This is a genomic window from Stenotrophomonas bentonitica (genome assembly GCF_013185915.1).
Classification (GTDB): Bacteria; Pseudomonadota; Gammaproteobacteria; order Xanthomonadales; family Xanthomonadaceae; genus Stenotrophomonas; species Stenotrophomonas bentonitica.
Map to the genome: position 1 here is coordinate 1,401,809 of NZ_JAAZUH010000001.1, position 26,587 is coordinate 1,428,395.

Genomic DNA, 26,587 nt, shown 5'->3' on the forward strand with positions numbered 1-26,587 from the left:
TGCTTCCTGAAAGTGACATGGCGCGGCGATTACTCGCTCACGCCCCAGCGTTCGGCGATGGCGGCAGCCAACTGCGGCGGATCGCCCGCAGCCATGCCGGCGGCGACCACGGCGTTGGCGGCGACCGGGTCGTAGCAGCCGTCACCGGTCTGCCCGGCCACCCAGGCGCCGGCCACGGCCAGCGACAGCACGTCGTCCAGCACGGCTACGTCGCTGCCGCTGAGCAGCACCACGGCGCTGTGCGCCGGCGGCAACGCGGCCACCTGGATGCCCTGCGCGTCGGCGGTGAAGTACAGGCCCCGGTTGCGTACCGCCACGCCCACGTCGTCGGACAGGATGTAGGCATTGCCGGCCAGCACCGGCTGGTCGGACTCGGCCAGCAGCACCGGCAGCGCCGATACCCGCGCCATCTGTTTGACCAGGTTGCCGTAACGGCCGCCGTCCAGGCGCATGTAGACCAGTACCGGCGTGGCCAGCCCGGCGGGCAGCGCGGCCAGCAGGCGGCGCAGCGCGTCGGGGCCGCCAATGCCGGCCAGGACCAGCACCGCACCCGGCGCGGAACCGTCCGCGGCGACTTCCGGTTCGAGTTCCACCAGCGACAGGCTCGGCGTATCGAACGCTTCACTCACCGGCGGCGCGCTGGCCGGTGCAGCCGGCACGGCGGGCGGCGCAACGGTGTCTTCGTCGACCAGCGACCAGCTGCTGTGATCGCCCAGCGGCGCGCGCGGCGCAGCAGGTGCGTCCACCGGCACTGGCGGCGGCACGTTGGCCGGTGCCGCGGCAGGCGCCGCCTGCATCGCGGCCAGCGCTTCTTCCAGCGACATCGGCTCGCTGTACGCCTCCGGCGGCGTGTACAGGCCGTCGGTGGGTACGTCGGCCGCAGCGTCGAACGCCTCGCGCACATGGAATTCCAGCGGCGCGTCGGCGTGCCGTTCGGCCGGGGTCTGCGGCAGGCCCGGTTCGGGCTGCAGCAGGCCTTCCTGCTCCGAGCCCGGCGGCAGCACGTCCTGGTGGCCGTGCAGCTTGGCCACCAGGTGGCGCGCCCAGCGCTGGGCTTCCCAGCCCTCGCGGCGCGCAGCCAGCTCGGCTTCGTCGAAGATCACGGTAAGTTCGGGCGAGGCCAGCACCGGGTCGAGGCGTTCCAGCGCATCCTCGACGGCCGGCTCCAGCGCGATCAGCACCGCGCCGGCGTCCACGCCGCCCAGGGTTTCAGCATCGACGCTGTTGGGGTCTTCTTCCAGCACCACGGTCGCACCGGCCTGGGCCAGCGCTTCGCGCAGGCGCTCGCGCGCCGGCCCGACCCGTGCCAGCAGTGCCACCAGCGGCAGCGGGTTCAGGTCATTCGCGGGCACGGGCGATCCCCAGCAGGTCATACACGTTTCGCATCAGGTCCAGCTCCTGGTACGGCTTGCCCAGGTAACGCTGGACACCGATTTCGAAGGCGCGTTGACGGTGCTTGTCGCCACTGCGCGAGGTGATCATCACGATCGGCACGCCCTTGTAGCGCGGATCGGCGCGCATCGCGGTGGCCAGTTCATAGCCATCCATGCGCGGCATTTCAATGTCCAGCAGCATCAGGTCGGGCACGCGCTCTTCCAGGCGCTCCAGCGCTTCGATGCCGTCGCGGGCGACGGTCACTTCGAAGTTGTGGCGCTCCAGGATGCGGCCGGTGACCTTGCGCATGGTCAGCGAGTCGTCGACCACCATCACCAGCGGCGCCTGGCGGTCGCTGGCCTGCGTGGCCGGGGCGACCGGCTTGAGCGGGTTGGCCTGGTAGCGACGCACCAGCGGCGCCACGTCCAGGATCACCACCACGCGGCCATCGCCAGTGATGGTGGCACCGTAGATGCCCGGGACCGACGCGATCTGCAGGCCGACCGGCTTGACCACGATTTCGCGGTTGCCCAGCACCTGGTCGATCGCCACGGCCGCGCGCAGTTCACCGGCACGCACCAGCAGCAACGGCACCTGGGCCTGGCCTTCGGCACGGGCCTGGCCTTGGCCGACCAGCGTGCCGAGGTCGTGCAGCACGAACTCTTCGCCGCCGTAGTGGTAACCGCCCTCGGCCGACTCGAAGCGCTCGCGCGAGATCCGGCCAATACCGCTGACCGAGGCCACCGGGACCGCGAAGGTGGTGTCGCCGATCTGCACGAACACCGCCTGGGTGACCGCCAGGGTCTGCGGCAGGCGCAGGGTGAAGGTGACGCCCTTGCCAGGCACCGAGTGGATGTCCACCGTGCCACCGAGCTGGCGCACTTCGTTGTGCACCACGTCCATGCCCACGCCACGGCCGGCCAGCTGGCTGACCTGGTCGGCGGTGCTGAAGCCGGCCGCGAAGATCATCGCGTCCAGTTCGGCGTCGGACAGGACCGCGTCGGCCTCGACCAGGCCGCGTTGTTCGGCGCGGCGACGGATCGCCTCGCGGTTCAGCCCGGCGCCGTCATCGGCGACTTCCAGCACGATTTCCGAGCCTTCGCGGCGCAGGCGGATGGCGATCTCGCCCTCCTCCGGCTTGCCGGCAGCACGACGCTGTTCCGGCGTTTCCAGGCCGTGTGCAACCGAGTTGCGCAGCATGTGTTCCAGCGGCGCGACCATGCGGTCGAGCACGTTGCGGTCCAGTTCGCCGTGAGTCCCGTCCAGGGTCACGTGGACCTGCTTGCCGGTGTCCTGGCCTGCCTGGCGCACCACGCGGCGCAGGCGTGGCACCAGGCCGTCGAACGGCACCATGCGCGCACGCATCAGGCCGTCCTGCAGTTCCGAGCTGACCCGCGACTGCTGTTGCAGCAGCACGTCGTACTGGCGCGACAGATCGTCCAGCACGCCCTGCAGGCCGCCAAGGTCGGCTGCGGACTCGTTCAGCGCACGGCTGAGCTGCTGCAGGGTGGAGAACCGGTCCAGTTCCAGCGGGTCGAAGCTGTGGTCCACCTGCTCCTGCTCGCGCTGGTAGCGGGCCACGATCTGGGCTTCGGTTTCCAGGTCCAGGCGGCGCAGCTGGTCGCGCAGACGCGCATTGGTACGGTCCAGTTCGCCCATGGCGCCGCGGAAGGCACCGAGCTGCTGTTCCAGGCGCGAGCGGTAGATCGCCACTTCACCGGCGTGGTTGACCAGGCGGTCGAGCAGGTCGGCGCGCACGCGCACCTGTTCCTGCTGCGGACGGGCCAGGCTGTCTTCGTCGTTGGACGCTTCCAGCGGCACCGGCGCCGACAGCGGCGCGGAGGCCACGGCGGTGTCGATCGCCACCGGCGCGGCGTCGGCCGGGACGGTGTCGGTCCCGGTGGCGTCGTCGCGGCCCAGGGTCCGCTGTTCGAACGCGGCGATCAGGTCGTCGGGCATCGCCACATCGCGATGGCGGCCGGTGCGGGTCAGCATCTGGTGCAGGCGGTCGAAGCCCCGCTCCAGCAGCTGCACGTCGCTGCGGTCGATATCGGTACGGTTGGCGGCGACCGCTTCCAGCAGCGACTCGATGCCGTGGCCGAGGTCGCCGATGGCGTTGATGCCGGCCATGCGTGCGCCACCCTTCAGGGTGTGCAGGTCGCGCTGCAGGCCGGCCAGGGCCTCGCGGTCCTCCGGTGCGGCGCGCAGCTCGCTGATCAGGCCATCGCAATGGTCGAGCAGGTCCTTGCCTTCTTCAACGAAGATGTCGACCAGCTCGCGGTCGAGCACGTTGAAGTCCAGCGAACCGGCGTCGTCGAGTTCCTCGGCGGCGGTTTCGGTTTCGGTTTCGGTTTCGACTTCGACTTCGGCTTCGGCTTCGACTTCGGCTTCCGCTTCGGCCTGGACTTCGACCTCGGCAACTGCCGAGGCGTCTTCCAGCTCGAACAGCGGCTGCGCGGTCGCGGGCTGCTCGACCTCCGCTTCGGCGAACGCGTCGGCTTCGTCCAGCGCCGGATGGGATGCATCCAGGCTGAGTACCGGTGCATCGTCGCTGGAAACCGCGGCGTCGGGGCCATCGACGATGGTCAGGCCATCGTCCAGCGCCTGCTGCAGTTCCACGGTGTCGCCGAAGGCCGGGGCCGGCGGCAGCACGTCTTCAAGCTCGTCGACGACGGCTTCGACTTCGATGTCTTCGACCGTGTCGGTGGCTTCGAGGATCTCGTGCAGCGCTTCAGACTCGGCCGCTTCCAGCTCGATGGCCTGGACCGCTTCTTCCGCGGCCGGCACGGGCTGTTCGTAGAAGCGCGACAGATCGTCGGCACCGGTCAGCTCCACGCTCTCCAGGCCGTGGTCGACGACCTCGGCGGTCGGCGCTTCCACGGCAACCACGTCTTCCACCGGGGCAACCACCGGCGCGTCGAACGAGGTGACCAGGCCGGCGTCGAAGTAGGCCGACAGGTCGTCGCTGCCGGTCAGTTCATCCACCACCAGTGCGTCGGTCTGTTCGGGCGCATCGACGATGGACAGGTCGTCGGCGTCCACGATGGCCTGCTGCAGGGTGCTGTCGGTGCTGTCGTCGGCGATCGCGTAGCCATCGCGTTCGTCGAACTGGGCGGAGAATGCGGCCAGCTCGTGCGCGGTGACGTCGTGCGCGTCGCGCGACGCGTCCGCTTCGGCATCGCGTTCGGCGTCGAGGTCAACCTCGAGCACCTCAACCTCATCGCCATCCAGGTCCGCACCGTCTTCGGCCACCAAGGCCGGCCAGCGTGCTTCGGGCAGGGTGGCGGCCAGCGCCTGCAGGCGCTGCGCCAGCTCGGCCTGCGACGGAATGCGCGGCGCTTCGGCCTGCAGCGCGGTCATCGTGGCGCGGATCGCAGCCGCGGTGGCCGTGAGCGCGTCGACGCCGTCGGCATCGGGCACCGCGTCGGCAGCCAACGAACGCTTGATGAAGGTTTCCGCTCCACCGGTGACGGCGGTGATCTCCGGCACGTCGGTCATTGCGAACGCACCGTTCATGGTGTGCACGGCGCGCAGCAGGCTGTCGGTGACCGGCTGCGGTGCCGCCTGGGCGTCCTGCAACCAGGCCTGCAACGTGGCGTGGTGGGCCTCGACCTCGGCCTCCAGGATCTCGCGCAACACTTCGTCGATGTTGGCCGGGGTGCCGCTCAGTTCCGGCTCGACCGCTTCAACGGCTTCGACGGTTTCAACGACGTCAGCGGCTTCCACGACCTCGACGGTTTCCACCGGCGCGGCCACCGGGACCGAACGCTGCAGCGGCACGTGGAAGGTTTCTTCGCCGGCACCCACGCGGTCGGCGATGGCCTGCATGGCCTGCAGGTCGGCGCTGACGCGGCTGCCGTCGCGCAGCGCGGCATTCAGCTGCGGCAGCACTTCGTAGGCCTGGGTGACCATGGCGACCACCGCCGGCGAGGCCGGACGGCTGCCATCCAGCACGCGGTTGAGCATGCCTTCGATCTTCCAGCTGAACTCGCCGAGCGTACGCGCGCCGACCAGGCGGCCACTGCCCTTCAGGGTGTGGAACACGCGGCGGATCGGACGCAGGCGGTCCATGTTGTCCGGCGCCATGCGCCAGACCGGCAACAGGTTGCCGAGGTTGACCAGTTCTTCGTCGAATTCTTCGATGAAGACGTCGCGGATGTCCTGGTCGATGTTCTCGCCATCGTCCTCGAAACCGGCGTCGATGGTGGTGTCCAGTTCGGCTTCAGCGGCGGCGGCCGCCTCCACGTCGCCCACGGCGGCGGCAGGCGCCACGTCCGGAGTGGTGGAGAACTGCGCAGCGGCGACGTCCAGCTCGGCCAGGAAGCGGGCCGACTCGTCGTCCAGCTCGATCGTGCTGATCACCGCTTCCTGCACGCCGCCGGTGGCGACAGGCGCAGCCACTTCAATCTGTTCGATGCCCTGCTCGTCTTCAACGGCAGCGAGCGGCTCGATGATCTCATCAGCAGGTGCGGCGACGTCCTCGAGCGGCGCGTCCACGGTCAGCGGGGTCTCTGCAGCGGATTCAACCTGCTCCTGCAGGAAGGTCGGCAGCGCCTCCACGTCCAGCGTGCCCTCGGCCTCGTGCGCGGCCACCGGTGCGTCATCGATCTCCAGCGAGAGCACGTCGCCTGCGTTGTGCAGCGGCTCGTCGAAGGTGAATTCGATCGGCTCGTCGCTCAGTTCCAGCGCATCGTGCTCGGCCGCCACCGGATCGAATCCGGTGCTCGCCGGTGCAACGCCCCATGCCTGGCCCGCCTCGGTGTCTTCGGCCTCGACCGGGTCGAAACTGGCGAAGGTCGGTGCAGCGCTTTCGGTGCGGGCAGCGTCGCTGTGCAGCGTCCACTGCGGCGCGTCGGCGGCGACCGGCGCGGTGGAGGCCTCGAACACCAGGGTCGGTGCCGGCTTGGCCACGCGTTCGACCGGCGCGGCGGCAGCGACCTCGGGCACGGGTTCGAAAGTGAAGTCCGGCAGCGGCGGCGACGGCACGTCACCCGGCGCAGGCGCGGCGGGGGTCACGGCAATCTCGACCGGCGCGGCCACGGGCGCGTCCCAACCGGCCAGCTCGACGTGTTCCGGCGCGACCGGCAGCGCTTCGGCGCTGACATCGGCCGGCGCGGCGTTCTCGTCCGGCAGCGGCCAGTAGCGCAGCGTTTCAAGGCTGGTACGGGTGATGTCGAGGATGTCCTCGCGTCCCTGGCGGCGTTCGCGCAGGGCTTCCAGGTAGTACTCCAGGCTGGCCATGGCGTCGGCCAGGGTGTCCAGCTGGCGCCCGCTGGGCACGCGCTGGCGGCCGATCAGCTCGACCGAGATGTACTGGCGCACGCCCTGCAGGTAATCGGCCGGGGTGGGCAGGTCGAGCATGCGCAGCGCGCCGGCGACCTCACCGAGCAGGCGCGGTACTTCGTGCAGCTGCTGGTGGTTCCAGTTGGTTTCGATGAAGGCGACGAAATGCTCGCGCGCCGCAGCGAAGTTGGCGATCGCTTCGTGCGCCAGGATCTCCACGGTGCGGCGGCCTTCTGCCGCGCTCGGGTCGTCCTCGCCACTGCCGCCGGCGCCCAGGTGCGCGACCTGGTCGTCCAGCGAGGCGTCCACGTACAGCAGCGCACCGGCGATATCCAGCAGCAGGGTCTCGTCGATCTGCTGCTCGCCCTCGACCACGCCGCGCAGCGCGTCGCGCTGCTGCACGACCACGCCACGGGCCACGCCCAGGCCCATCATGCCCAGGGTGTCGGCCACGGCGCCCAGTTCGTCGACCTGGGTCTGCAGCTGTACCGGCTCACCGCCGGTGCGCAGGTGCAGGTCGAGCGCGTCCTTGATCCGCAGAAGCTCTTCCTTGACCGCATTGCCCACGGTGTCGAGCAGCTCGCGGTTGCGGCCGCTCAGGCTGCCGCGCGCATGGTCCAGCTCGGCTTCGGTGGCGCTGGCGCTGTCCGGGGCGAAGGCGAACAGCACGCTTTCATTGATGCCCGGCGCCGCACGCGCGGCACGGATGTCGTTGAGCAGCGGCAGCAGCACGATCGGAATGTCGCGGTGGCCGTTCTGCAGGCGCTCCAGGTAGTCGGGCAGCAGCACGCTGCCGCGCATCAGGGTGGCACAGGCTTCGTCGCGGTCGGGCACTTCGCCCGCCCCGATGGCGTTGGCCAGCTGCTCCATTTCTTCGGCCACCATGGCCGGCGCATACAGCTCGACCATGCGCAGGGTGCCCTGCACCTGGTGCAGGTAGCCGGCGCAGAAGCGCATGCGGCTGCCGTCGGCCGGGTCTTCGGCGTAATACTCGACCTCGTTGCGCACCTGGCGCAGGGTCTCATCCAGCTCCGGCTTTACCCAGCCCAGGGCGGCGTGGCTCATGGCATCGCGCAGCGTGCTCATGCCAGGTCTCCCGGCAGGGGCGCGCGCGTGTCGTGCTGTGATTTCTCGCGATGCATCATCTGCTGATTCCTTCCCTCTCCGCCCTGCCCGCGGCTCACGCCGGCAGCTTGAAGTCGGCAACCGAGCGGCGCAGGTCGGCCGCCAGCTGTGCCAAATGACCGATCGACTCGGCGGTCTGTCCCGCGCCCTGCGAGGTCTGGCCGGTAATCTGACGGATCACGCCCATGGTGCGGGTGATGTCGGATGCGGCCGAGGACTGCTGCTGGGCGGCGATCGAGATGTTCTTGATGAGGTTGTTCAGTGCGTTGGACACGCGCTCGATTTCGGTCAGCGCGGTACCGGCGTCTTCGGCCAGGCGTGCACCGGACACCACTTCGGCGGTGGTCTGCTCCATCGAGCTGACCGCTTCGTTGGTATCGGCCTGAATGGCCTGGACCAGGTTTTCGATGCGTCGGGTCGCGCCGGAGGTACGTTCTGCCAGGCGCTGCACTTCGTCGGCCACGACCGCGAAACCACGACCGGCCTCACCGGCCGACGCTGCCTGCACAGCCGCGTTCAACGCCAGGATGTTGGTCTGCTCGGAAATGTCGTTGATCAGTTCCACGATCGAGCCGATTTCCTGCGAGGACTCGCCCAGGCGCTTGATGCGCTTGGAGGTTTCCTGAATCTGGTCTCGGATCTGGTCCATGCCCTGGATGGTTTCGCGCACCACGCCAGCACCCTCGGCGGCGATCACCACCGAGCGCTGTGCCACGTCGGCCGACTCGGCCGAGTTGCGCGACACCTGTTCGATGCTCGACGCGATTTCGCCGATGCGGTCCGACGCCGAGGTGATCTGGTTGGCCTGGTGGCCGGCCGCTTCGGCCAGCTGCATCGCGGTGGCCTGGGTTTCCTGGGTGGACACGGCGACCTTGGCCGAGGTGTCGTTGATGGTGGTCACCAGGTGGCGCAGTTCGTCCACGGCGTAGTTGATTGCGTCGGCGATCGCGCCCGTCATGTCCTCGGTCACCGAGGCCTTCACGGTAAGGTCGCCTTCACCCAGCGAGCTGATTTCGTCCAGCAGCCGCATGATCGCCTGCTGGTTGCGGCTGTTGAACTCCACCTGGGTCTGGTAACGCAGTTCCTGTTCGCGCGAGCGGCTGCGCACGGTGCTGCTGACGAAGCCGATGATGGCGATCAGCGACAGTGCGCCGGAGATCACGCCCAGCCAGAAGTTCGGGAACAGGCGCGAGTCGCGCACCGAACCGAACGAGGAGAACGCTTCGAACAGCCGCTTGCTGTCGTCCAGCATCTTGGTGGAGCCGGCGGTCAGCGCGGCGGCCGAGGACTGCGCCGAGAACAGCTGGCGCGAGCTGGCCAGGATCGCGTCGGCGTCCTGCTTCATGGTGTCCCACTGCTTCTGCGACTGCTCCAGTGCAGCCAGCGCGCCGGCGTTGCGGACCGGGGCGATGCCCAGTTCGTCATTGCCGTTGCGCAGAGCGTCCAGCACCTGGGTGAACACCACCGAGTCGCGGGCCAGTGCGTCGCCCGCGGCAGCGGCGTTGCCGCCACCGGCGCGCATTTCGGTCACGCGGCGGGCCATCGAGCCCACCACCACGACCTGCTGCAGGGCGTTGTACACCTGCGACGCCGGGGCGCCGCCGGCCGACATGGCGCGGACCACTTCGTTCAGCTGGGCCTGCAGCGCCGGGACGCCGTTGACGAAGTTGTTGGCGTTGCCGGCCAGGGCCAGTACGGCCGGCTCGCTGGCGACCAGCTGGGCGGCGCTCTTGCCGAGCGGCTCCCAGGTCTGGGTCAGCTGGTTGAGCGGACCGGACACGTTGGTTTCGTTGCCGTAGCGCCCCTGCAGGCTGCTCACGGTGCTTTCGATGCGGGTCTTGGTGTCCTTGAAGGCGGTGAAGGCCTGGGCGTTGCCCGAGACCGCTTCACGACCCTGGTTGGCCAGCTGCTGGGACAGCACCTGCAGGTCGGCCGCGCCGGTGCTGGCGCCGGCCAGGCGACTGCCCTGCCAGGTGGCCACGCCGGTGTTGAGACCGAACACGATCAGCGACAGGGCCAGCAGGCCCAGCCAGAAATTGGTACCCACCGAGCCCAGCTTGCCGGCCTTGGCAGTTTCCGAAGAAGTACTCATCGTTCAACCTCGATCTTCAATACGGTAAGGAAGCCAGCAGCGTTCATGCCGCGGCCTGCCTGAATTCGGGGGTACGGGACAGCAGCGACAGCGAGAACACGCCCCAGTCGCGGCCTTCGCCGTGGAACGCGCGGTCCACGAAGTGCGCGTAACGGCCGCTGGCCAGCTCACCGGCGCCGGTGTCCTGGTCCAGGTCGAAGCTGCGCTGGCCGAACAGTTCGTCGATGGTCAGGGCCACGTCGCCGCCGGCCTGGCGCATGATCAACACGCGCTGGCCTTCCTGCTGCACGGTGCGCTCGCCTTCCATGAAGTACTTCAGGTCGACCACCGGGAACAGGTTGCCGCGCAGGTTGCCCACGCCGAGCAGCCACGGCTGTGCGCCGGGCACCGGGGTGATCGGCGGCATCGGGACGATTTCCACTACTTCGCGGAAGTCAGACACCAGGTGGCGCTTGCCGACCCGGTAGCCGACGCCGCGCCACAGGTCCCGGGCGAACTGCCGTTCGGGCAGCTGCACCGCATGGGCCAGGCTGCGCCGTTCGTAGGCTTCGAGGATGTCGAAAGGAGAACGCATCAGGACACCAGTTCGTTGATCCGGGCGATCAGGTCGTCCTTGACCGGCGGCTTGACCATGTAATCCCGCGCGCCCTGGCGCAGACCCCATTGCCGGTCGGTATCCATCCCCTTGGTGCTCACGATGATCACCGGGATGTCCTTGGTCGCCGAGTCACGCGCCAGCTGGCGGGTGGCCTGGAAGCCACTGATGCCCGGCAGGACCACGTCCATCAGCACCAGGTGCGGCGCATGTTCGCGCACCAGGGCAATGCCGTCCTCGGCGTTGCCGGCCTCGAGCACTTCGTGCCCGGCCTCGGCCAACCATTGCTTGAACACCGCCCGGTCGGTCGGTGAGTCCTCGATCAGAACGATTCGAGCCATTGTGCCTTTCCCCCCTGGTCAGGCGTTTACGTATGTGCGGATGGCACCCAGCAGTTCTTCACGCGTGAAAGGCTTGGTCAGGTACTGCTCCGAGCCCACGATGCGCCCACGCGCCTTGTCGAACAGGCCGTCCTTGGAGGACAGCATGATCACCGGTGTCTTCTTGAACAGCTGGTTGTTCTTGATCAGCGCGCAGGTCTGATAGCCGTCCAGCCGCGGCATCATGATGTCCACGAAGATGATCTGCGGCTGCTGGTCGGCGATCTTGGCCAGGGCCTCGAAACCATCGGTCGCGGTCACCACCTCGCAGCCTTCGCGCTTGAGCAGTGTTTCAGCGGTGCGTCGAATGGTCTTCGAATCATCGATGACCATGACTCTCATTCCTGCGAGTTCCCCACCCGCAGCCATGTTTTCAGTCATTACCTTTTCCCCGAGCGCGCGACGCTTCTGCGTAGGTACAGCGCCGCTGCGAAAGCGTATCTATATCCCACCACGCGGCCGTCATCAAGGGTGTGCTGCCCAAGCCACGCCACGCGCACGTCTCTGCGGGCGCCCGGGGCCGGAACTGCGCAAAGCGTGAAGACCGCCGGATGCTGCGTTCCGCCCTCTGGGGCAGGCAGCGCGGGCGCATTGCCGCTACCATCAGCGCCTGCCCGCCAGGTTGCGACCATGCCGTTGAACGTCATCGTGGTGATGGACCCCATCGCCCACATCAAGATCGCCAAGGACACCACCTTCGCCATGCTGCTGGAAGCCCAGCGCCGTGGCCATGCCCTGCACTACGTCAGCCCCGGTGGGCTGGCCCTGCGCGACGGCGTGGCGGTGGCCCGGACCGCGCCGCTGCAGGTGCGCGACGACAAGCATGACTGGTTCACGTTGGGCGAATTCAGCCAGACCACGTTCGGCCCCGGCCAGGTCGTGCTGATGCGCAAGGATCCGCCGGTGGATGCCGAATTCATCTACGACACGCAGGTACTGGGCGTGGCCCAGCAGGCCGGCGCGATGGTGGTCAACGACCCGCAGGGGCTGCGCGATTTCAACGAGAAGCTGGCCGCGCTGCTGTTCCCGCAGTGCTGCCCGCCGACCCTGGTGAGCCGCCGCCACGCCGACCTGAAGGCGTTCGTGCTCGAGCACGGCCAGGCCGTGCTGAAGCCGCTGGACGGCATGGGCGGGCGTTCGATCTTCCGCAGCGGCACCGGTGACGCCAACCTCAACGTGATCCTGGAAACGCTCACCGACGGCGAGCGCAAGCTGGCCCTGGCGCAGAAATTCATTCCCGACATCACCGCCGGCGACAAGCGCATCCTGCTGGTCGATGGCGAGCCGGTGGACTACTGCCTGGCCCGGATTCCGCAGGGCGACGAGTTCCGCGGCAACCTGGCCGCCGGCGGTCGCGGCGAGGGCCGCCCGCTGAGCGAGCGCGACCGCTGGATCGCCGCCCAGGTCGGCCCGGAGATGAAGCGGCGCGGCATGCGCTTCGTCGGCCTGGACGTGATCGGCGATTACCTGACCGAGGTCAACGTCACCAGCCCGACCTGCGTGCGCGAGCTGGATGCGCAGTTCGGGCTGAACATCGCCGGCACCCTGTTCGACGCGATCGAGGCCAGCCTGCCGCGATGAGCACGGTGGTCGATCCGATGGTGCCGCTGCAGGCCCGCGAGTCGCAGCGCCTGGGTGCGACCCTGGCGCTGTCGGTGCTGGTGCACGCGCTGCTGATCCTGGGCGTGGGCTTCGCGGTGAGCGACAACGCCGCGCTGGTACCGACCCTGGACGTGATCTTCAGCCAGACCCAGACCCCGCTGACGCCGAAGCAGGCCGACTTCCTGGCCCAGGCCAACCAGCAGGGCGGCGGCGACCACGACAAGGCACAGCGCCCGCGCGACAACCAGACCGGGATCGTGCCGCAGCCGCAGGCCGGGCTGTCGCCGGTGCCGCAGCAGCGCCAGGACGCGGCGCGTCCGCCGCCGCCGCAGGCGCGGGTGGTGGCCAGCCGCAACAGCCCCGACCAGGTGGCCAAGGCCGAAACGCAACCGCTGCCGGAGAATCCGCAGCCGGACGCGGCGCCCACCGCGCGCGAACAGCGCGATGCGGAAATGGCCCGGCTGGCGGCCGAAGTGCACCTGCGCTCGGCGCAGTACGCCAAGCGCCCGAACCGCAAGTTCGTGTCGGCGAGTACGCGTGAATACGCCTATGCCAATTACCTGCGCGCCTGGGTCGACCGCGCCGAGCGCGTGGGCAACCTCAATTACCCCGACGAAGCGCGCCAGCGCCGGCTCGGCGGCCAGGTGGTGATCACCGTGGGCGTACGCCGCGACGGCAGCGTGGAAAGCAGCCGGATCCTGCGCAGCAGCGGCACCCCGCTGCTGGACGAAACCGCGCTGCGCGTGATCCGTCTCGCCCAGCCGTTCCCGCCGCTGCCGAAGACCGATGATGGCGTGGACATCCTGCAGGTGACGCGGACGTGGGTGTTCCTGCCGGGCGGGGAATTGCGGGACGACCGGTGACGTGACACGCATGGCGTGCCACTACGCGTAGCGACACGCCGTGCGTGTCCCGCGGAACAATGATTACCCCTGTTTCGCCGCCCGCGCAGCCTGCTGTTCCACCAGGGTCAACGCGACGTTGTTGCGCAGGTAGGCCGGTTCCACCAGCTCCGGCGCCACGCCCTCGCCGCGCTCGAACATCGGCACCGCCAGCGCCAGCAGGTCCGACGCGCGCGGCAAGGCCTGCGCGTCCACGCCGTCCAGCTGGCCAGCCAACCGCGTAGCCAGCACGCCCTCAGCCGCACCAAATCCGGTGCCCACGCCATACCAGCGCGTGCCGTCCGGCAATGTCACCGCCTCCGGGGCGCACACCAGCTCTTCGCCCTGCAGCTGCCACTGCCCGTCCACGCGCACCTGCCGCGCCACGTACACCTCGCCCATGCGCGCGTCGATGCTGCTCAGCACGTGGGTCGCCTCAACCGGCGCCCGCAGCGCCAGCACCTGCAGGGTGGAGACCGGCAACAGCGGGCGGTCCAGCGCCAGCGCGATGCCCTGCGCGATCGCGATCGCCAGGCGCACGCCGGTAAAGGCGCCCGGGCCGCGGCCCAGCGCGATCGCGTCCAGCTGCGAACGGGCCACGCCCGCCTCGGCCAGCAGGGCTTCGGCCCACGGCAGGCTCAGCTCGGCGTGCCGCCGCGGCGCGACCTCGAAGCGTTCGCGGACCTGCCCATCCACGTACAGGGCAACGGAACAGGCTTCGGTGGCGGTTTCAAAGGCGAGCAGTTTCATGGCAGGTCAGAACAGGGAAGTAGGAAAGTCGTCGCTGGCAGGCGCGGCCGCGGGCGCGACGGCCCATTGTGGCGCAAAGAAGGCCTGCACATCGCCCAGCACGCGGGTGCGGCGGAACGGCGGCAGCGAATCCAGGAAGGTACGGCCATAGCTCCGCGTGACCAGGCGCGGGTCGCACAGGACCAGCACGCCACGGTCGGTTTCGCTGCGGATCAGGCGCCCCACCCCCTGCTTGAGCGCGATCACCGCCTGCGGCAGCTGCTCGTCGCGGAACGGGTTGCCGCCGTCGCGGCGGATCGCGTCCAGCCGCGCTTCGAACACCGGGTCGTCGGGGGCGGCGAACGGCAGCTTGTCGATCACCACCACGCTGAGCGCGTCGCCGACCACGTCCACGCCTTCGCGGAAACTGGCCGAGCCCAGCAGCACGCCGTTGCCGGATTCGCGGAACCGCTGCAGCAGCGTGGCACGCGGCGCTTCGCCCTGCACGAACAGCGGCCACGGCGCATCGCGCAGCGCCTCGGCCGCTTCGCGCAGCGCGCGGTGTGAGGCGAACAGCAGGAACGCCCGGCCCGCGGACGCCTCCAGCACCGGCGTCAAGGCTCGGATAAGCGCGGTACCGAAGCCACGCGCGGCCGGATCCGGCAGGTCGGTCGGCAGGTAACACAGCGCCTGCCGGGCCCAATCGAACGGACTGGGCTGCAGCAGCGTGATCGGATCGTCCAGTCCCAGCCGCTGCGCGATATGGTCGAACTGCCCGTCCACGGTCAGCGTCGCCGAGGTGAACACCCAGGCCGCCATCGAGCGCTGGCGATGCTCGCGCAGCGGTCCGGACACATCCATCGGCGTGCGCTGGCAGCGGAAACCGCGCGGGGTAAGTTCGTACCACAGCACTTCGGCCGGCGCCGGCGCGTGCTCGGGGTCGGCTTCGAAATCGAGCATCGGCGCATCCTCGCCCAGCCAGCGCGACAGCCGCGAGACCGCTTCCACCGCGCGCGCATGGCAGGCATCCAGGCCCGGCGAGGCCTCGCGCACGCCGTCCAGCGCATCGCGCAGCCCGACCAGCGCGCTCATCGCCGCGTCGAAACCGTCGCGCACCTGCGGCACCGCCAGGGCGCGCCATTGGGTACCGCGCGACGGCAACCCGTCCATCGCCACGCGCAGGTCGCGCAGCAGCTGTTCCAGGCTGGCGGCCTGCGCCTGCAGCGTGGCCTGCGCACCGGCCACGCTGCGGCTCTCGGCCAGGCAGTCGCGCGCCAGTTCCTGCCATGGACGCATGCCGAAACCTTCGCCGAAGAAGTTGGCGGCCAGCTCGGGCAGCTGGTGCGCTTCGTCGATCACGAACGCCTGCGCACCCGGCAGGATCTCGCCGAACCCTTCCTGCTTCAATGCGAGGTCGGCCAGCAACAGGTGGTGGTTGACCACCACCACGTCGGCTGCCTGCGCCCGCTGGCGCGCCTGCACCACGAAGCAGTCCTGCCAGAACGGGCATTCGGTGCCCAGGCAGTTGTCGACCGTGGAGGTGACCATCGGGTACAGCGGCGAATCGTCCGGCAGCGCTTCCAGTTCGGCCATGTCGCCGTACTGGGTGCGCCCGGACCAGGCCAGGATGCGCTGGAACTGCGCCACTTCCTGTGGCGAGGTGAAACGCGGCTCGCCGCGCGCCTGCTGCAGGCGGTAACGGCACAGGTAGTTGGAACGGCCCTTGAGCAGCGCGCTGCTGTGCCCGACCCCGAGCGCGGCGCGCACGCGCGGCAGGTCGCGGTGATAAAGCTGGTCCTGCAGCGCGCGGGTACCGGTGGAGATGATGGTCTTCAGGCCGGACAGCAGCGCCGGCACCAGGTAGGCAAAGGTCTTGCCGGTGCCGGTGCCGGCCTCGGCCAGCAGCACCTCGCGCTGGTCGAAGGCTTCGGCGATCGCGGTAGTCAGGCGCAGCTGGGCCGGGCGCGCAACGAAGGCATCGAGTTGGCTGGCGAGCGTGCCGCCCTCGCTGAGGGCTTCACTGCTGGCATGGGCAAGACGGGACATGGGCACATGATACGGGGTTGCTCAGTACCGCTTGATGCCAGGTACCGTGCAACCTTCCAATTGCGCGTGCGCCGACGCTGCGTTTTCCTTCTGGCCGCGCGCCAGCTGCGACTGTTCGATGGTGGCCCAGTGCCGGCGGCACAGCGGCCCGGTCTTCGAGCCCAGCGCCACCGACTTGCGGGCCAGCGTTTCGGCGTTTGCCCAGTCGCCCTGCAGCAGGGCGATTTCCGCACGTTCCTGCAGGATCGAAGGGTCGCCTTCGGAAATCTTCAACGCTTCATCCAGGTCCGCGGCGGCGCCCGCAAGATCGCCTGCCTGGCGCTTGGCCTTGGCCGCCACGCGCAGGTCTTCCACCCCGGCGTCGCGCAGCGGCTGCACGTCCAGTTCCTTCGCGTCATTGCCGGCGGTAGCGTCCACCGCGGCCATGCGCTGCGCCGGCGTGGTGGTATCCACCGGCGGTTTCACCGGCGGCGTGGTCGAGACACAGGCGCCCAGCGCCAAGCCGAGCGCAAGCACGGAAGCGGTACGGATCACGGTACGGGTCGTTGTCATCGGAGCCTGCCTTGTCATGCGCGTCATCGAGCGGGGGGAGTGGTCGCGGGTGCGGCCGGGGCCGGTTCGGCCGGGGGGTCGGGCTTCTTGTCCAGCCCGAACCAGCTGCGCCAGCCACCGCCTTCGCTGCCCTCGCCGCCCTCGCCTTCCGGCAACGCGGTCGGGGCCACGCAGGGCGTGTACGCCGGCGCGTAGCCGACCACGAACGGCAACCGGCGTGCGCCGGGGCAGGATTCATCGGTCGCGGCAATGCTGCCGGCTTCCACCGGCTGCCAGTCCAGGCCCTTGTTGCTGACCTTCAAGGGCGCGCTGGGCAGGCGGCTGAAGATGCCCGACCACACCCGCATCGCGCCGGTGGCGCCGAACAGCCCGGTCTGCGCGTTCTGGTCGTTGCCCATCCAGACCACCGCCAGGTGGTCGCCGGTGTAGCCGGCATACCAGCTGTCGCGGCCGTCATTGGAGGTACCGGTCTTGCCGGCCGCCTGCAGGCGCGACAACCCGTCGGCATTGAGCCGCTGCGCGGTGCCGCTGGACACCACCTGCTGCAGCCCGATGCTGATCAGGTTGGCGGCGATCGAGTCGCCTTCCTGTGCCGGCGCCGGGGTCTTGTCGTAGCGCTTGAGCAGCTTGCCCTGCGGGTCGAGCACGCCACGCACCGCATGCAGCGGCTGGATCTCGCCGCCCGATGCCAGGAACTGGTACAGCTGGGCCATCGCATACGGACTCTGGTCGGTCGAACCCAGGATCACCGCTGGATTGCTCTCGGCCTTCAGCCCGGCCAGCACGTGGATCAGCTGGGTGACCCGCTCCGGGCCGACCTGCATGCCCACGCGCACGGTGGCCTGGTTGTAGGAATGAGCGAGCGCGTCGATCAGGCGCACGGTACCGTGGCTGCGGTTGTCCGCGTTGCCCGGCGTCCACTGCTTGCCGCGGCTGAGCTGCACCGTAACCGGAGAGTCGTCGACGAAGCTGGCCAGCGAATACTTGTCCGGCTGCGCCAGGGCCAGCAGGTACACGAACGGCTTGAGCAGCGAACCGACCTGGCGCTGCGCCTCGATGGCGCGGTTGAAGCCCGGCTCGGACACATCGCGGCTGCCGACCACGGCCAGCACGTCGCCGTTGTGCACGTCGGTCAGCACCAGGCCGGCCTGCAGCTCGGGGCGACGCTTGTTTTCCAGCGACTTCAGGGTCTTGGTCACCGCGCCTTCGGCATAGGCCTGCGCCGACGGCGCCATGCCGGTCATCACGCTCAGCCCGGCCCCCTGCAGCACCGACTCCGGGTAATCGTGGCCGAGCTGGCGGCGCACCAGGTCGACATAGGCCGGGAAGCGGTTGGCTGCGATCAGGCCCGGGGTCTTTGGCACGCCCAGCGGCGCCTTGAGCGCCCGCTGCAGTTCGGCGTCGTCGATCAGACCGTTTTCATGCAGCTTGCCGAGCACGAAGTTGCGGCGGTCCAGCGCGCGTTCGGGATTGCGGCGCGGGTCGTAGTAGGACGGCCCCTTGACCAGCCCGATCAGCAGCGCAATGTGTTCGGTGTTGAGCGAGGACAGGTCGCGGCCAAACCAGAATTCGGCGCCGGACGACATGCCGTGGATCGCCTGGCTGCCGCGCTGGCCCAGGTAGACCTGGTTGAGGTAGGCCTCAAGGATGGTGCGCTTGTCGTAGCGCGCTTCCATGATCAGCGCGTACAGCACTTCATTGAACTTGCGGGTGACGGTCTGTTCCTTGCCGATCCCGAGCAGGCCGCTGCGCGCGAGCTGCTGGGTCAGGGTCGACGCGCCCTGCCGGCTCTGGCCGCCGGAGCGCACGGTGACCCACACCGCGCGGGCGATGCCGCTCAGGTCGATGCCGTGGTGGCGGTTGAAGTCCTTGTCTTCCACCGCCTGCAGGCCGGTGACCAGCAGCTCGGGAGTCTCTTCCAGCCGCACCAGTCGGCGTTCTTCCTGCTTCTGGCCGTACAGGGTGGCAATGCGCGCCGGATCCAGTCGCGCGGCCTTGATCGCCTTGCGGCTGTCGGCGTCGCGTAGCGAGGCGATCTGCCCGCCGGACAGGCTCAGTTCGATCCGGCGCGGCGCCACCTTGCCGTCCACGTCGTTGTAGCCGCGGCTGGAAACGACGAAGCGCCCGCCCTCCTGGCTGAACGTGGCCGGCGACTTGCCGGTGCCGTCGTCGCGGTAGGCCGAGGCCGCCAGTTCGGTCTTGAGCGTCTGCGCGTCCATCGCCAGGCCCGGCGCCAGCGCCAGCGGCCGCGCGTACACGCGGGTGGGAATCTGCCAGCGCAGCTCGCCGAATCGCTGGGTGACCTGGGTGTTCAGGTACACCGTGTACGGAATCAGGAAGCCCAGCCCCAGCGCCACGGCGGCCATGCCCCAGGTGATCAGGCGGCGGCGCCACAGCGGACCGTGGCTTTCGGTGTCGTCTTCGAACTCGTCGATGTCGTCGGAATCGTAGCGTCGGGGCACGGGCATGCAAGAATGTAAAAGTCCGGCGAGTCTAGCGCAGCCATGGTGGCGCGCGTGTCCCCCGGTTTTCCCCGCTTAGCTGGAGTTGTAACGGGATGTCGACCTCCCTGGCCGATGCACGCTATTTCCTGAACCGTATGATCGGCCTGTTCCGACGCAGCCTGGCCAGCCTGCGGACACGGGGATGGCAGGCCACCTGGCAGCGGATCCGGGTGCATACCCGTGCCCTGCCCCCGCTGCAGCGCGAGCCGCTGTACCTGCCTGCCGCCACGCCGTTCGCGCCGTTTGCGGTGCCGTACAGCGTTGAACCGCGGGTCAGCATTGTGATCCCGGTGTACAACCACGTCGCCCACACCCTGGCCTGCCTGCGCGCGTTGGCCGCGCACCCGCCGCAGGTTGCCTGCGAGATCCTGGTGGTGGATGACGGCAGCACCGATGAGACCTTGCAGTGGATGCCCCGGATCGAGGGCCTGCGCTACGAGGTACGGGCCCACAATGGCGGCTTCATCGAAGCCTGCAATGACGGCGTGGCCCGCTCGAAGGGCGACTTCGTGGTCCTGCTCAACAACGACACGGTGCCGCAGCCGGGCTGGCTGGATGCCCTGCTGGAGACCTTCCAGCGCGTGCCCGACGCGGGGCTGGTGGGCTCGCAGCTGCTGTATCCGGACGGCCGCCTGCAGGAATCGGGCGGCGTGGTGTTCAGCGACGGCAGCGCCTGGAGCTACGGACGCTTTGAGTCGCCGGAAGATCCGCGCTACACCGCGCTACGCGACGTGGACTACTGCTCCGGCGCCGCCGTGATGCTGCCACGCGCCCTGTGGGACGCCCTCGGCGGCCTGGACACGCGTTACCGCCCGGCCTATTACGAAGACACCGACCTGGCCTTCGCGGTGCGTGCCGCCGGCAAGCGCGTACTGGTGCAGCCGGCCAGCCGCGTGGTGCATGACGAAGGCACCAGCAACGGCACCGACACCAGCACCGGGATCAAGGCCTACCAGGTGCGCAACCGCAGCGTGTTCGCGGCCAAGTGGGAACAGGTGCTGGCCGGCCACCTGGCGCCGGGCAGCGTGCCCGGCCCGGCGCTGCTGCATCGCAACCAGCGCCAGGTGCTGATTCTGGACGAACGGGTCCCGCAGCCCGACCGCGATTCCGGTTCGCTGCGCCAGTACAACCTGATCCGCATGCTGCTGGCCGAAGGCCTGCACGTGGTATTCGTGCCGACCCTGCGCGAACACGCCGGCGCGGCCACCGAAGCGCTGCAGGAGATGGGCGTGGAAGTCTGGTACGCGCCGTTCCTGGAAGGCGTCGGCACCTGGCTGCGCGAACACGGCCCGCGATTTGCGGTGGTGATGATGGTCCGCCACCACGTGGCCAGCGAATGCCTGCCACTGCTGCGCCGTTACGCACCGCAGGCGCGGCGCGTGTTCGACACGGTCGACCTGCACTACCTGCGCGAACGCCGCGGCGCGGAACTGGCGGGCGACGCGGCGCTGCTGCGCAACGCCGAACGCACCCGCACGCGCGAGCTGGCGGTGATGGCCGGCAGCGATGTGACCGTACTGGTCAGCGAGGCCGAACGCGTGCAGCTGCAGGTGGATGCGCCCGATGTGCAGGTGGCGCTGGTCTCCAACCTGCATGAGGTGGCCGGTGGCGGTGCCCGCTGGGAACAGCGCCGCGACCTGGTGTTCGTCGGCGGGTTCCGCCATCCGCCGAACGTGGACGCCATGCACTGGTTCATCGGTGAGGTCTTCGCGCACATCCGCGCGCAGTTGCCGGACATCCAGTTCCACTGCATCGGCGCCGACGTGCCGCCGGCGCTGCACGCGCTGGCCGCGACCCAACCCGGCGTGCAGATCCATGGCTTCGTGCCGGTAGTTACCCCCTACATGGACGAGGTCCGCATCGCGGTGGCACCGCTGCGCTTCGGTGCCGGCGTCAAGGGCAAGGTCAACCTGAGCATGGCGCACGGCCAGCCGGTGGTGGCCACCACCTGCGCGGTCGAGGGCATGCACCTGCGCGATGGCGAGGACGTGCTGGTGGCCGACGACGCCGAAGCGTTCGCCGCCGCTGTCGTGCGCCTGTATCGCGATCAAGCGCTATGGCAGCAGTTGTCGTCTGCCGGCCTGCGCAATGTCGCCGACCACTTCTCGCTGGACGCCGCACGCGAAACCGTGCGGCAGGTCTTCACCTAGGCCGCCAGGTCCCGGCGGTGGGCGCAAATGGCCGTGGACGCACGCCCAGCAGCGCGGTCAACGCGGTGTTGTCGGCAACCAGGTCCTGCTCCAGCCGCGAGACCGGGCCGCGCGCGCGCGGCACCGTGGCCCCGAGCAGGCGCAACGCCATGCCCGGCAGGTACAGCGGCAGCGTGGCGGTGCCGATGCTGGCATGCACGCGCTGGAACATCTGCTGGTAGTCCAGGCGCTCGCCCCCGCCGATCTGCAGGGTCTGGCCCGCGGCGGCATCGCCCTGCACGGCCGCCAGCACCGCCTGCGCGATGTCATCGGCGTGCACCGGCTGGCGCAACCCGTGCGCCATTGGAATCGGGAACACCCGGGTGCGACGGGCCCGGGCCACGATCGGGGTCAGGCTGCGGTCGACGCCGGCGCCGTACACCAGGGTCGGGCGCAGGATCGTCCACTGCATGCCCAGGCGCTCGGCCTGCGTCGCCAGGTTCCGTTCGCCCCGCTGCAGCAGCGCCACCAGCGCCTGCTCATCGGCTTGTGCCGAGCCCTGCTTGGTCAGCACGCTCATCGAACTGGTCACGATGATCTTCGCCGCCGGGGCCACGCCCTGCGTCGCCAGCCAGTCGCCCCACGCATCCAGCGGCGCGAAACTGACGATGGCCTGCAGCGGCTGCTCTGGCACCGCCAGCGCGCGCATGTCGCCCACCTGCCAGTCCACGCCCGGCTGCGCCGGCTGTGCATGCCGGCTCAACGCGCGCACCGGCAGACCTGCCGCCACAAGGCGTGGCAACAGGAAGCGGCCGATCTGGCTGGTAGCGCCTGAAACAAGAACCGTCATGCCGTATCCACGTTCGAACAAGCGCGCACTATAGCCTCAACGCAGCGCATCGACGTCGCGCAGCCGCTGCTGCAGGGCCTGGTATTCGGCAGCCGACGAGGGAATGCCCCAGTGCGCGGCCTGCTGCAGCGCCTCCTGTGCGAACTGCACATCGCCGCGACCCAGCCGCTCGCTGCCGATCGCCAGCCAGCGCTGGCCCAGGCGTTGCCGCGCATCGGCCTGGGGTCCGCTGCGCGAAAGCGTCTCCCAGGCATCCAGGCAGGTCCCTGCCGCCTGCACCCGGTTTTCGCGCAGACCATCTTCAACGCACTGCCGGGCGGCCGGCATCAGGCGCACGGCCGCCGCCCGCACGCGCCGGTCCTGCGGCGCAAGCGCCTGCATCTCACGCAGCGCGTCGTAGGCGCTGCGCCCGGGTGGGGTGAGGATGTCGCCACGGGCCTGGGCGTCGTCGAAGCGCGCCAGCAGCTCCCCCAGGGCCGGCTCGACCGACCCCGCCGGCCCCGCAGGCGCGGTCAATGCGCGCTCGGCCACCCGCGCCTGCGCCATCGAGCGTTTCGCAGCGGCCAACTGGCGCTCGGTCGCCCCCAGCGCGCGTGCCGACTTCAGCGCCTGCCCGGCCAGGTCGAAGCGGAAATCGGCGGCCTCGCGTGCGGTGGTGACGAGCAGTCCTTCAATCGCCGCCTGCCGCCCCTGCTGCGCGCCGGCGTCGTCCGGACGCGCGGCAAGCACGGTCTGGAAGGCTTCGCCGGCGGCGTCCCAGCGCTTGCGGCGCAACAGGCGCCGGCCTTCATCCAGGCGCTTTTCAAGCGCGGCGTTGAGCGCCGCCTCGCTCGCCGGCAGGTCCACATGGCCCGGGTCGAAGCCGCGCGCGCTGCGCACGCGGGTGGCGGCGGCGACCACGTCGCCCTTCACGGCCGCGGCGCGCGCCTGCTGCAGCAGGTCCGACAACGCGTCCTCGCGCCCTTCCAGTGCCCGCAGGTTGTTGGGCGCGCGGTCGAGCACCTGCTGGTAAAGCGGCAGCGCACTGTCGTCGCTGCCGACCAGGCGTTGCGCCTGCAACGCCGATTCGGCGCGCCCGAGCAGCGCACCGACACCGGCACCGCTGTTTTCATGGTCGCGCAGCCGGCGCGCCACCGCGTCGGCATCGCGCTGCGGAACCTGCAGCTCGCGCGCCAGCGCAAGCGCCCGCTCCGCCGCGGCGGTGTCGCCGGCATCCAGCGCCGCGCCGGCCTGCTGCAACGCGGCCCGGCCGGTCCGGGCCAGGCCGGCACGCGCCTGCGGCCGGTCGGTGTCCAGCGCGAGTGCGGCCTGATACCACTCGCGCGCGCCGGTGCCATCAGGTGCGCTCAGGCGTCCTGCGGCGAGCGCCCGGTCGCCGCGGTCGAGCAGCTGCTCCACCTGCGGCTCGTTCCAGAACCAGTTGGCCAGCGGACGGCCAAATGCCACCAGCAGCACGAACACCGCCACCGCCACCAGCAGCGTCCAGCGCCAGATCCGGCGCGCATGCCGGGCCTGCAGCCACCACCAGCGGCCCTCACGGCGCACGCGGCGCAGGGCGGCATGCGCGGTGTCTTCCTGGTCGGGAGAGCGGCTCATTCCGTGAGCGTAGCGCGGGTCACGTGAGCTCAGCCCAGACGCCGCGCGTCACTGACCCCGGGCAAGGCATCCAGCTTTCCGAGCAGGTTCGACAGCTGCCCGTAATCGCTCACCTTGAGCCGCAGGCGCAGGTGCGCGCGGCCGCTGTTACGGACGTTGTCGCTGTGGATGTCCAGCACGTACGCATCTTCCTGCGCGATCAGGTTGGTGATGTCCTTGAGCAGCCAGCGCCGGTCGACCGCGTCGACCACCACGTCGACCTCGTAACCACTGCCCGCCTGGCCCCATTCCACCGGCAGGATGCGCTGCGGACTGGTCGCCGACAGGCGTGCCAGCGCGGCGCAGTCGGTGCGGTGCACGGTCACGCCACGGGTGCGGGTGAGGTAACCGACGATCGGTTCGCCGGCCACCGGCTGGCAGCAGCGGGCCAACTGCACCAGCAGGTTGCCCACGCCCTGCACGGTGAACTTGGACTTGCCCAGGCTGTCGCGGCGCGCGGTCGGCCGTGGCAGCACCGGTGCCGCCGGCTGGGTGGCGGCCCGTTCGGCCTCCAGCAGCGCACGGCTGACCTGGTGCGGACCGGTGTCGCCGAGCGCGACCTGGATGTACAGGTCGTCCACGCTGTCGGCGTGGAACTTGCGCGTGGCGATGGACAGGTCGGCCTGCTGCAGCCCGAGCCGCTTCAGCTCGCGGTCGAGCAGGTCACGCCCGGCCTGCACGTTGCGCGCGCGGTCGAGCTTGTGGAACCAGCCACGCACCTTTTCGCGCGAGCGGTTGCTGGCCAGGTAGCCGTTGGACGCCAGCAGCCAGTCGCGGCGCGGGTCGGCCTCCTTGCCGGTGAGGATTTCCACGCGGTCGCCACTGCGCAGCCGGTAGGTCAACGGCACGATGCGACCGTTGACCTTGGCGCCGCGGCAGCGGTGCCCGACCATGGTGTGCACGTGGTAGGCGAAATCCAGCGGCGTGGCGCCCTGCGGCAGGTCCATCACCTCGTCCTTGGGACTGAGCGCATAGACCCGGTCTTCGGTCAGCTCCGCATCCAGCGCGCCGGCCAGTTCGCCACTGCTGCCGTCCTGCGATTGCTCCAGCAACTGGCGCATCCAGGTGATCTTGCGGTCGAAGGCTTTCTCCGCGCCCTTGCTGCCTTCCTTGTAGCGCCAGTGCGCAGCCACGCCGAGCTCGGCCTGCGCATGCATGTCGTGGCTGCGGATCTGCACTTCGATGGTGCGCCCTTCCGGGCCGACCACGGCGGTGTGCAGCGAACGGTAGTCGTTGGCCTTGGGCCGGGCGATGTAATCGTCGAACTCGCTGGGCACCGGTGCCCACAGCGAATGCACCACGCCCAGCGCGGCGTAGCAGGCCGCCACGTCCTTGACCATCACCCGCACCGCGCGGATGTCGTACAGCTGTTCGTAGGCCAGCCGCTTCTTCTGCATCTTCCGCCAGATGCTGTAGATGTGCTTCGGACGCCCACTGACTTCGGCCTCGATGCCCTGCGCGAGCAGCTCGCGCGACAGCACCTTCTTGACGTGCTCGACGTAGCGCTCGCGTGCCAGCCGGGTTTCGTCGACTTCGCGCGCGATGCGCCGATAGGTCTCCGGCTCCAGGTGGCGGAACGCCAGGTCTTCCAGTTCCCACTTCAGCTGCCAGATGCCGAGCCGGTTGGCCAGCGGCGCATGGATGTCGCGGGTCAGCTGGGCCAGCGCACGGCGCTGTTCCTCGGGCAGGCGGTCGGCCGCGCGCATCCGCGCCAGCTGCCGGGCCAACAGGATCGGTACCACCCGCAGATCATGGATGATCGACAGCAGCAGCCGGCGCAGGCCTTCGCTGTTGCGCCCGGCGTCGCGTCCGGCATGCAGCGCCCAGACCTGGTCGGCCGCATCCAGGCCGTCCAGCAGCCCGACCACAGCGGTCTTGTGGCTGCCCAGCGGCAACCCCTCCAGCCCGGCGCGCAGCCACGGCAGGTCGAACAGGAGCGCTGCCAGCAGCGCGCTGTCGTCGGCCGACAACAGGGCCAGCGCGTCGAGGGTGTCGCCCAGCACCGGCCACGGTGCGGCCTGGGTGTGGTCGGCGTCGTCGGCCTGCCAGCGCTGCAGCAGCGCGTCGCGCAGCACGGGGGGCAGCGCGGCGGCCGAGGGTCGGTTCAGCAGGCCATCCAGGCCGGGGACGGAAGCGCGGTTCACAGCATCATGCAGGAAAGACAGAGAGCCCTACACTAGCGCTGCTATCGTTGGCGGACAATCACAAACGTCGCCCGTACCTGTCACCGTTCAATCCCTGGAGAGCTGCCATGCGTTTTACCCGTCTGAGGTTGTTGGCCTGTGCGGCCGTCCTGCTGGGCCTTTCCGGGCCCGCGCTCGCCCAGCGCATCGTCGGCGGCGACCTGCAGCAGCAGATGTCGCCGGCGGAGTTCAAGGCCGCTGGCCTGGACAAGCTCAGCCCGACCGAACTGGCCGCGCTCAACGGCTGGCTGCAGGGCAAGGTCGAGGCGGTCACGGCCGACGTGCGTGAGCAGGTCCGCGAGCAGGTCCGCGAAGAGGCCCGCGAGGAAGGCCGCCAGGAAGTCATCGTGAAGAACCGTGGGTTCTTCGACTTCGGCAGCAAGGAACCGATCGTCAGCACGCTCGAGGGCGAGTTCCGTGGCTTTGGCAAGGGCCGTCGCTACGTACTGGCCAACAAGCAGGAATGGGAGCAGAGCGACGACGTCACCCTGTCCGGCGTGCGCCGTACCAATCCCGAGGTGTCGATCACGCCGGGAATGGCGGGCGTATGGTACATGCAGGTCAAGGGCGCCAACACCCGCGCCAAGGTCCAGCGGGTCAAGTAAATCCGTGCGCCCCGTGCCGCAT

General features: G+C 69.6%; 17 protein-coding genes. 4 read left to right on the forward strand and 13 right to left on the reverse strand.

Annotated elements, in window-relative coordinates:
• Positions 1 to 29 precede the first annotated feature (29 nt).
• The 6 genes from HGB51_RS06240 to pilG all read right to left on the reverse strand — a co-directional run bounded on the left by HGB51_RS06240 (position 30) and on the right by pilG (position 11,230).
• Entirely contained in the window at positions 30 to 1,352 is a 1,323-nt protein-coding gene (locus HGB51_RS06240; protein ID WP_425505360.1) for a chemotaxis protein CheB, read from the reverse strand.
• Complete coding sequence (locus tag HGB51_RS06245; RefSeq protein ID WP_070208791.1) at positions 1,339 to 7,743, reverse strand: hybrid sensor histidine kinase/response regulator; 6,405 nt, start codon at positions 7,741 to 7,743, stop codon at positions 1,339 to 1,341. The genes HGB51_RS06240 and HGB51_RS06245 overlap by 14 nt, the downstream gene beginning before the upstream one ends.
• Positions 7,744 to 7,837: 94 nt before the next feature.
• Positions 7,838 to 9,874, reverse strand: coding sequence for a methyl-accepting chemotaxis protein (locus HGB51_RS06250; RefSeq protein ID WP_070208792.1), 2,037 nt, complete (start codon positions 9,872 to 9,874; stop codon positions 7,838 to 7,840).
• 43 nt (positions 9,875 to 9,917) lie between these two features.
• Positions 9,918 to 10,448, reverse strand: a complete 531-nt coding sequence (locus HGB51_RS06255; RefSeq protein WP_070208793.1) for a chemotaxis protein CheW — start codon at positions 10,446 to 10,448, stop codon at positions 9,918 to 9,920.
• Entirely contained in the window at positions 10,448 to 10,810 is a 363-nt protein-coding gene (locus HGB51_RS06260; protein ID WP_070208794.1) for a response regulator, read from the reverse strand. The genes HGB51_RS06255 and HGB51_RS06260 overlap by 1 nt, the downstream gene beginning before the upstream one ends.
• Before the next feature lie 18 nt (positions 10,811 to 10,828).
• Positions 10,829 to 11,230 (reverse strand): twitching motility response regulator PilG, encoded by a 402-nt coding sequence (pilG, locus tag HGB51_RS06265; protein WP_070208795.1) that lies wholly within the window; start codon positions 11,228 to 11,230, stop codon positions 10,829 to 10,831.
• A 249-nt stretch (positions 11,231 to 11,479) separates the two neighbouring features.
• Between pilG and gshB the strand changes: the two genes are divergently transcribed.
• Both gshB and HGB51_RS06275 read left to right on the forward strand, forming a co-directional pair.
• Complete coding sequence (gene gshB / locus HGB51_RS06270) at positions 11,480 to 12,430, forward strand: glutathione synthase (RefSeq protein WP_070208796.1); 951 nt, start codon at positions 11,480 to 11,482, stop codon at positions 12,428 to 12,430.
• Positions 12,431 to 12,447: 17 nt separating this feature from the next.
• Entirely contained in the window at positions 12,448 to 13,314 is an 867-nt protein-coding gene (locus HGB51_RS06275) for an energy transducer TonB family protein (protein WP_102945464.1), read from the forward strand.
• Positions 13,315 to 13,377: 63 nt separating this feature from the next.
• Here HGB51_RS06275 and tsaB read toward each other — a convergent pair whose 3' ends face one another.
• Genes tsaB through mrcB form a run of 4 tightly spaced genes read right to left on the reverse strand, consistent with a single transcriptional unit; the run spans position 13,378 to position 19,121 of the window.
• A complete protein-coding gene (gene tsaB / locus HGB51_RS06280; protein WP_070206962.1) occupies positions 13,378 to 14,082 on the reverse strand; it encodes a tRNA (adenosine(37)-N6)-threonylcarbamoyltransferase complex dimerization subunit type 1 TsaB in 705 nt (234 codons plus the stop codon).
• 6 nt (positions 14,083 to 14,088) lie between these two features.
• Complete coding sequence (gene yoaA, locus HGB51_RS06285; RefSeq protein WP_070206963.1) at positions 14,089 to 16,107, reverse strand: DNA repair helicase YoaA; 2,019 nt, start codon at positions 16,105 to 16,107, stop codon at positions 14,089 to 14,091.
• Positions 16,108 to 16,128: 21 nt separating this feature from the next.
• Positions 16,129 to 16,659, reverse strand: a complete 531-nt coding sequence (locus tag HGB51_RS06290) for a hypothetical protein (RefSeq protein WP_141739057.1) — start codon at positions 16,657 to 16,659, stop codon at positions 16,129 to 16,131.
• A gap of 23 nt (positions 16,660 to 16,682) precedes the next feature.
• Positions 16,683 to 19,121, reverse strand: coding sequence for a penicillin-binding protein 1B (mrcB, locus tag HGB51_RS06295; protein WP_070207008.1), 2,439 nt, complete (start codon positions 19,119 to 19,121; stop codon positions 16,683 to 16,685).
• A gap of 95 nt (positions 19,122 to 19,216) precedes the next feature.
• On the opposite strand from mrcB, the gene HGB51_RS06300 reads away from it, so the two are divergent.
• Positions 19,217 to 21,313, forward strand: coding sequence for a glycosyltransferase (locus HGB51_RS06300; RefSeq protein WP_070206965.1), 2,097 nt, complete (start codon positions 19,217 to 19,219; stop codon positions 21,311 to 21,313).
• Here HGB51_RS06300 and HGB51_RS06305 read toward each other — a convergent pair.
• The 3 genes from HGB51_RS06305 to HGB51_RS06315 are packed head-to-tail and all read right to left on the reverse strand — an operon-like array spanning position 21,306 to position 25,921.
• Positions 21,306 to 22,142, reverse strand: coding sequence for an SDR family oxidoreductase (locus HGB51_RS06305; RefSeq protein ID WP_070207009.1), 837 nt, complete (start codon positions 22,140 to 22,142; stop codon positions 21,306 to 21,308). The genes HGB51_RS06300 and HGB51_RS06305 overlap by 8 nt on opposite strands.
• Before the next feature lie 36 nt (positions 22,143 to 22,178).
• A complete protein-coding gene (locus HGB51_RS06310; protein ID WP_070206966.1) occupies positions 22,179 to 23,738 on the reverse strand; it encodes a hypothetical protein in 1,560 nt (519 codons plus the stop codon).
• Between the two features lie 29 nt (positions 23,739 to 23,767).
• A complete protein-coding gene (locus HGB51_RS06315; protein ID WP_070206967.1) occupies positions 23,768 to 25,921 on the reverse strand; it encodes a RelA/SpoT family protein in 2,154 nt (717 codons plus the stop codon).
• A gap of 107 nt (positions 25,922 to 26,028) precedes the next feature.
• On the opposite strand from HGB51_RS06315, the gene HGB51_RS06320 reads away from it, so the two are divergent.
• Positions 26,029 to 26,565, forward strand: coding sequence for a hypothetical protein (locus tag HGB51_RS06320; protein WP_070206968.1), 537 nt, complete (start codon positions 26,029 to 26,031; stop codon positions 26,563 to 26,565).
• Positions 26,566 to 26,587: the final 22 nt, after the last annotated feature.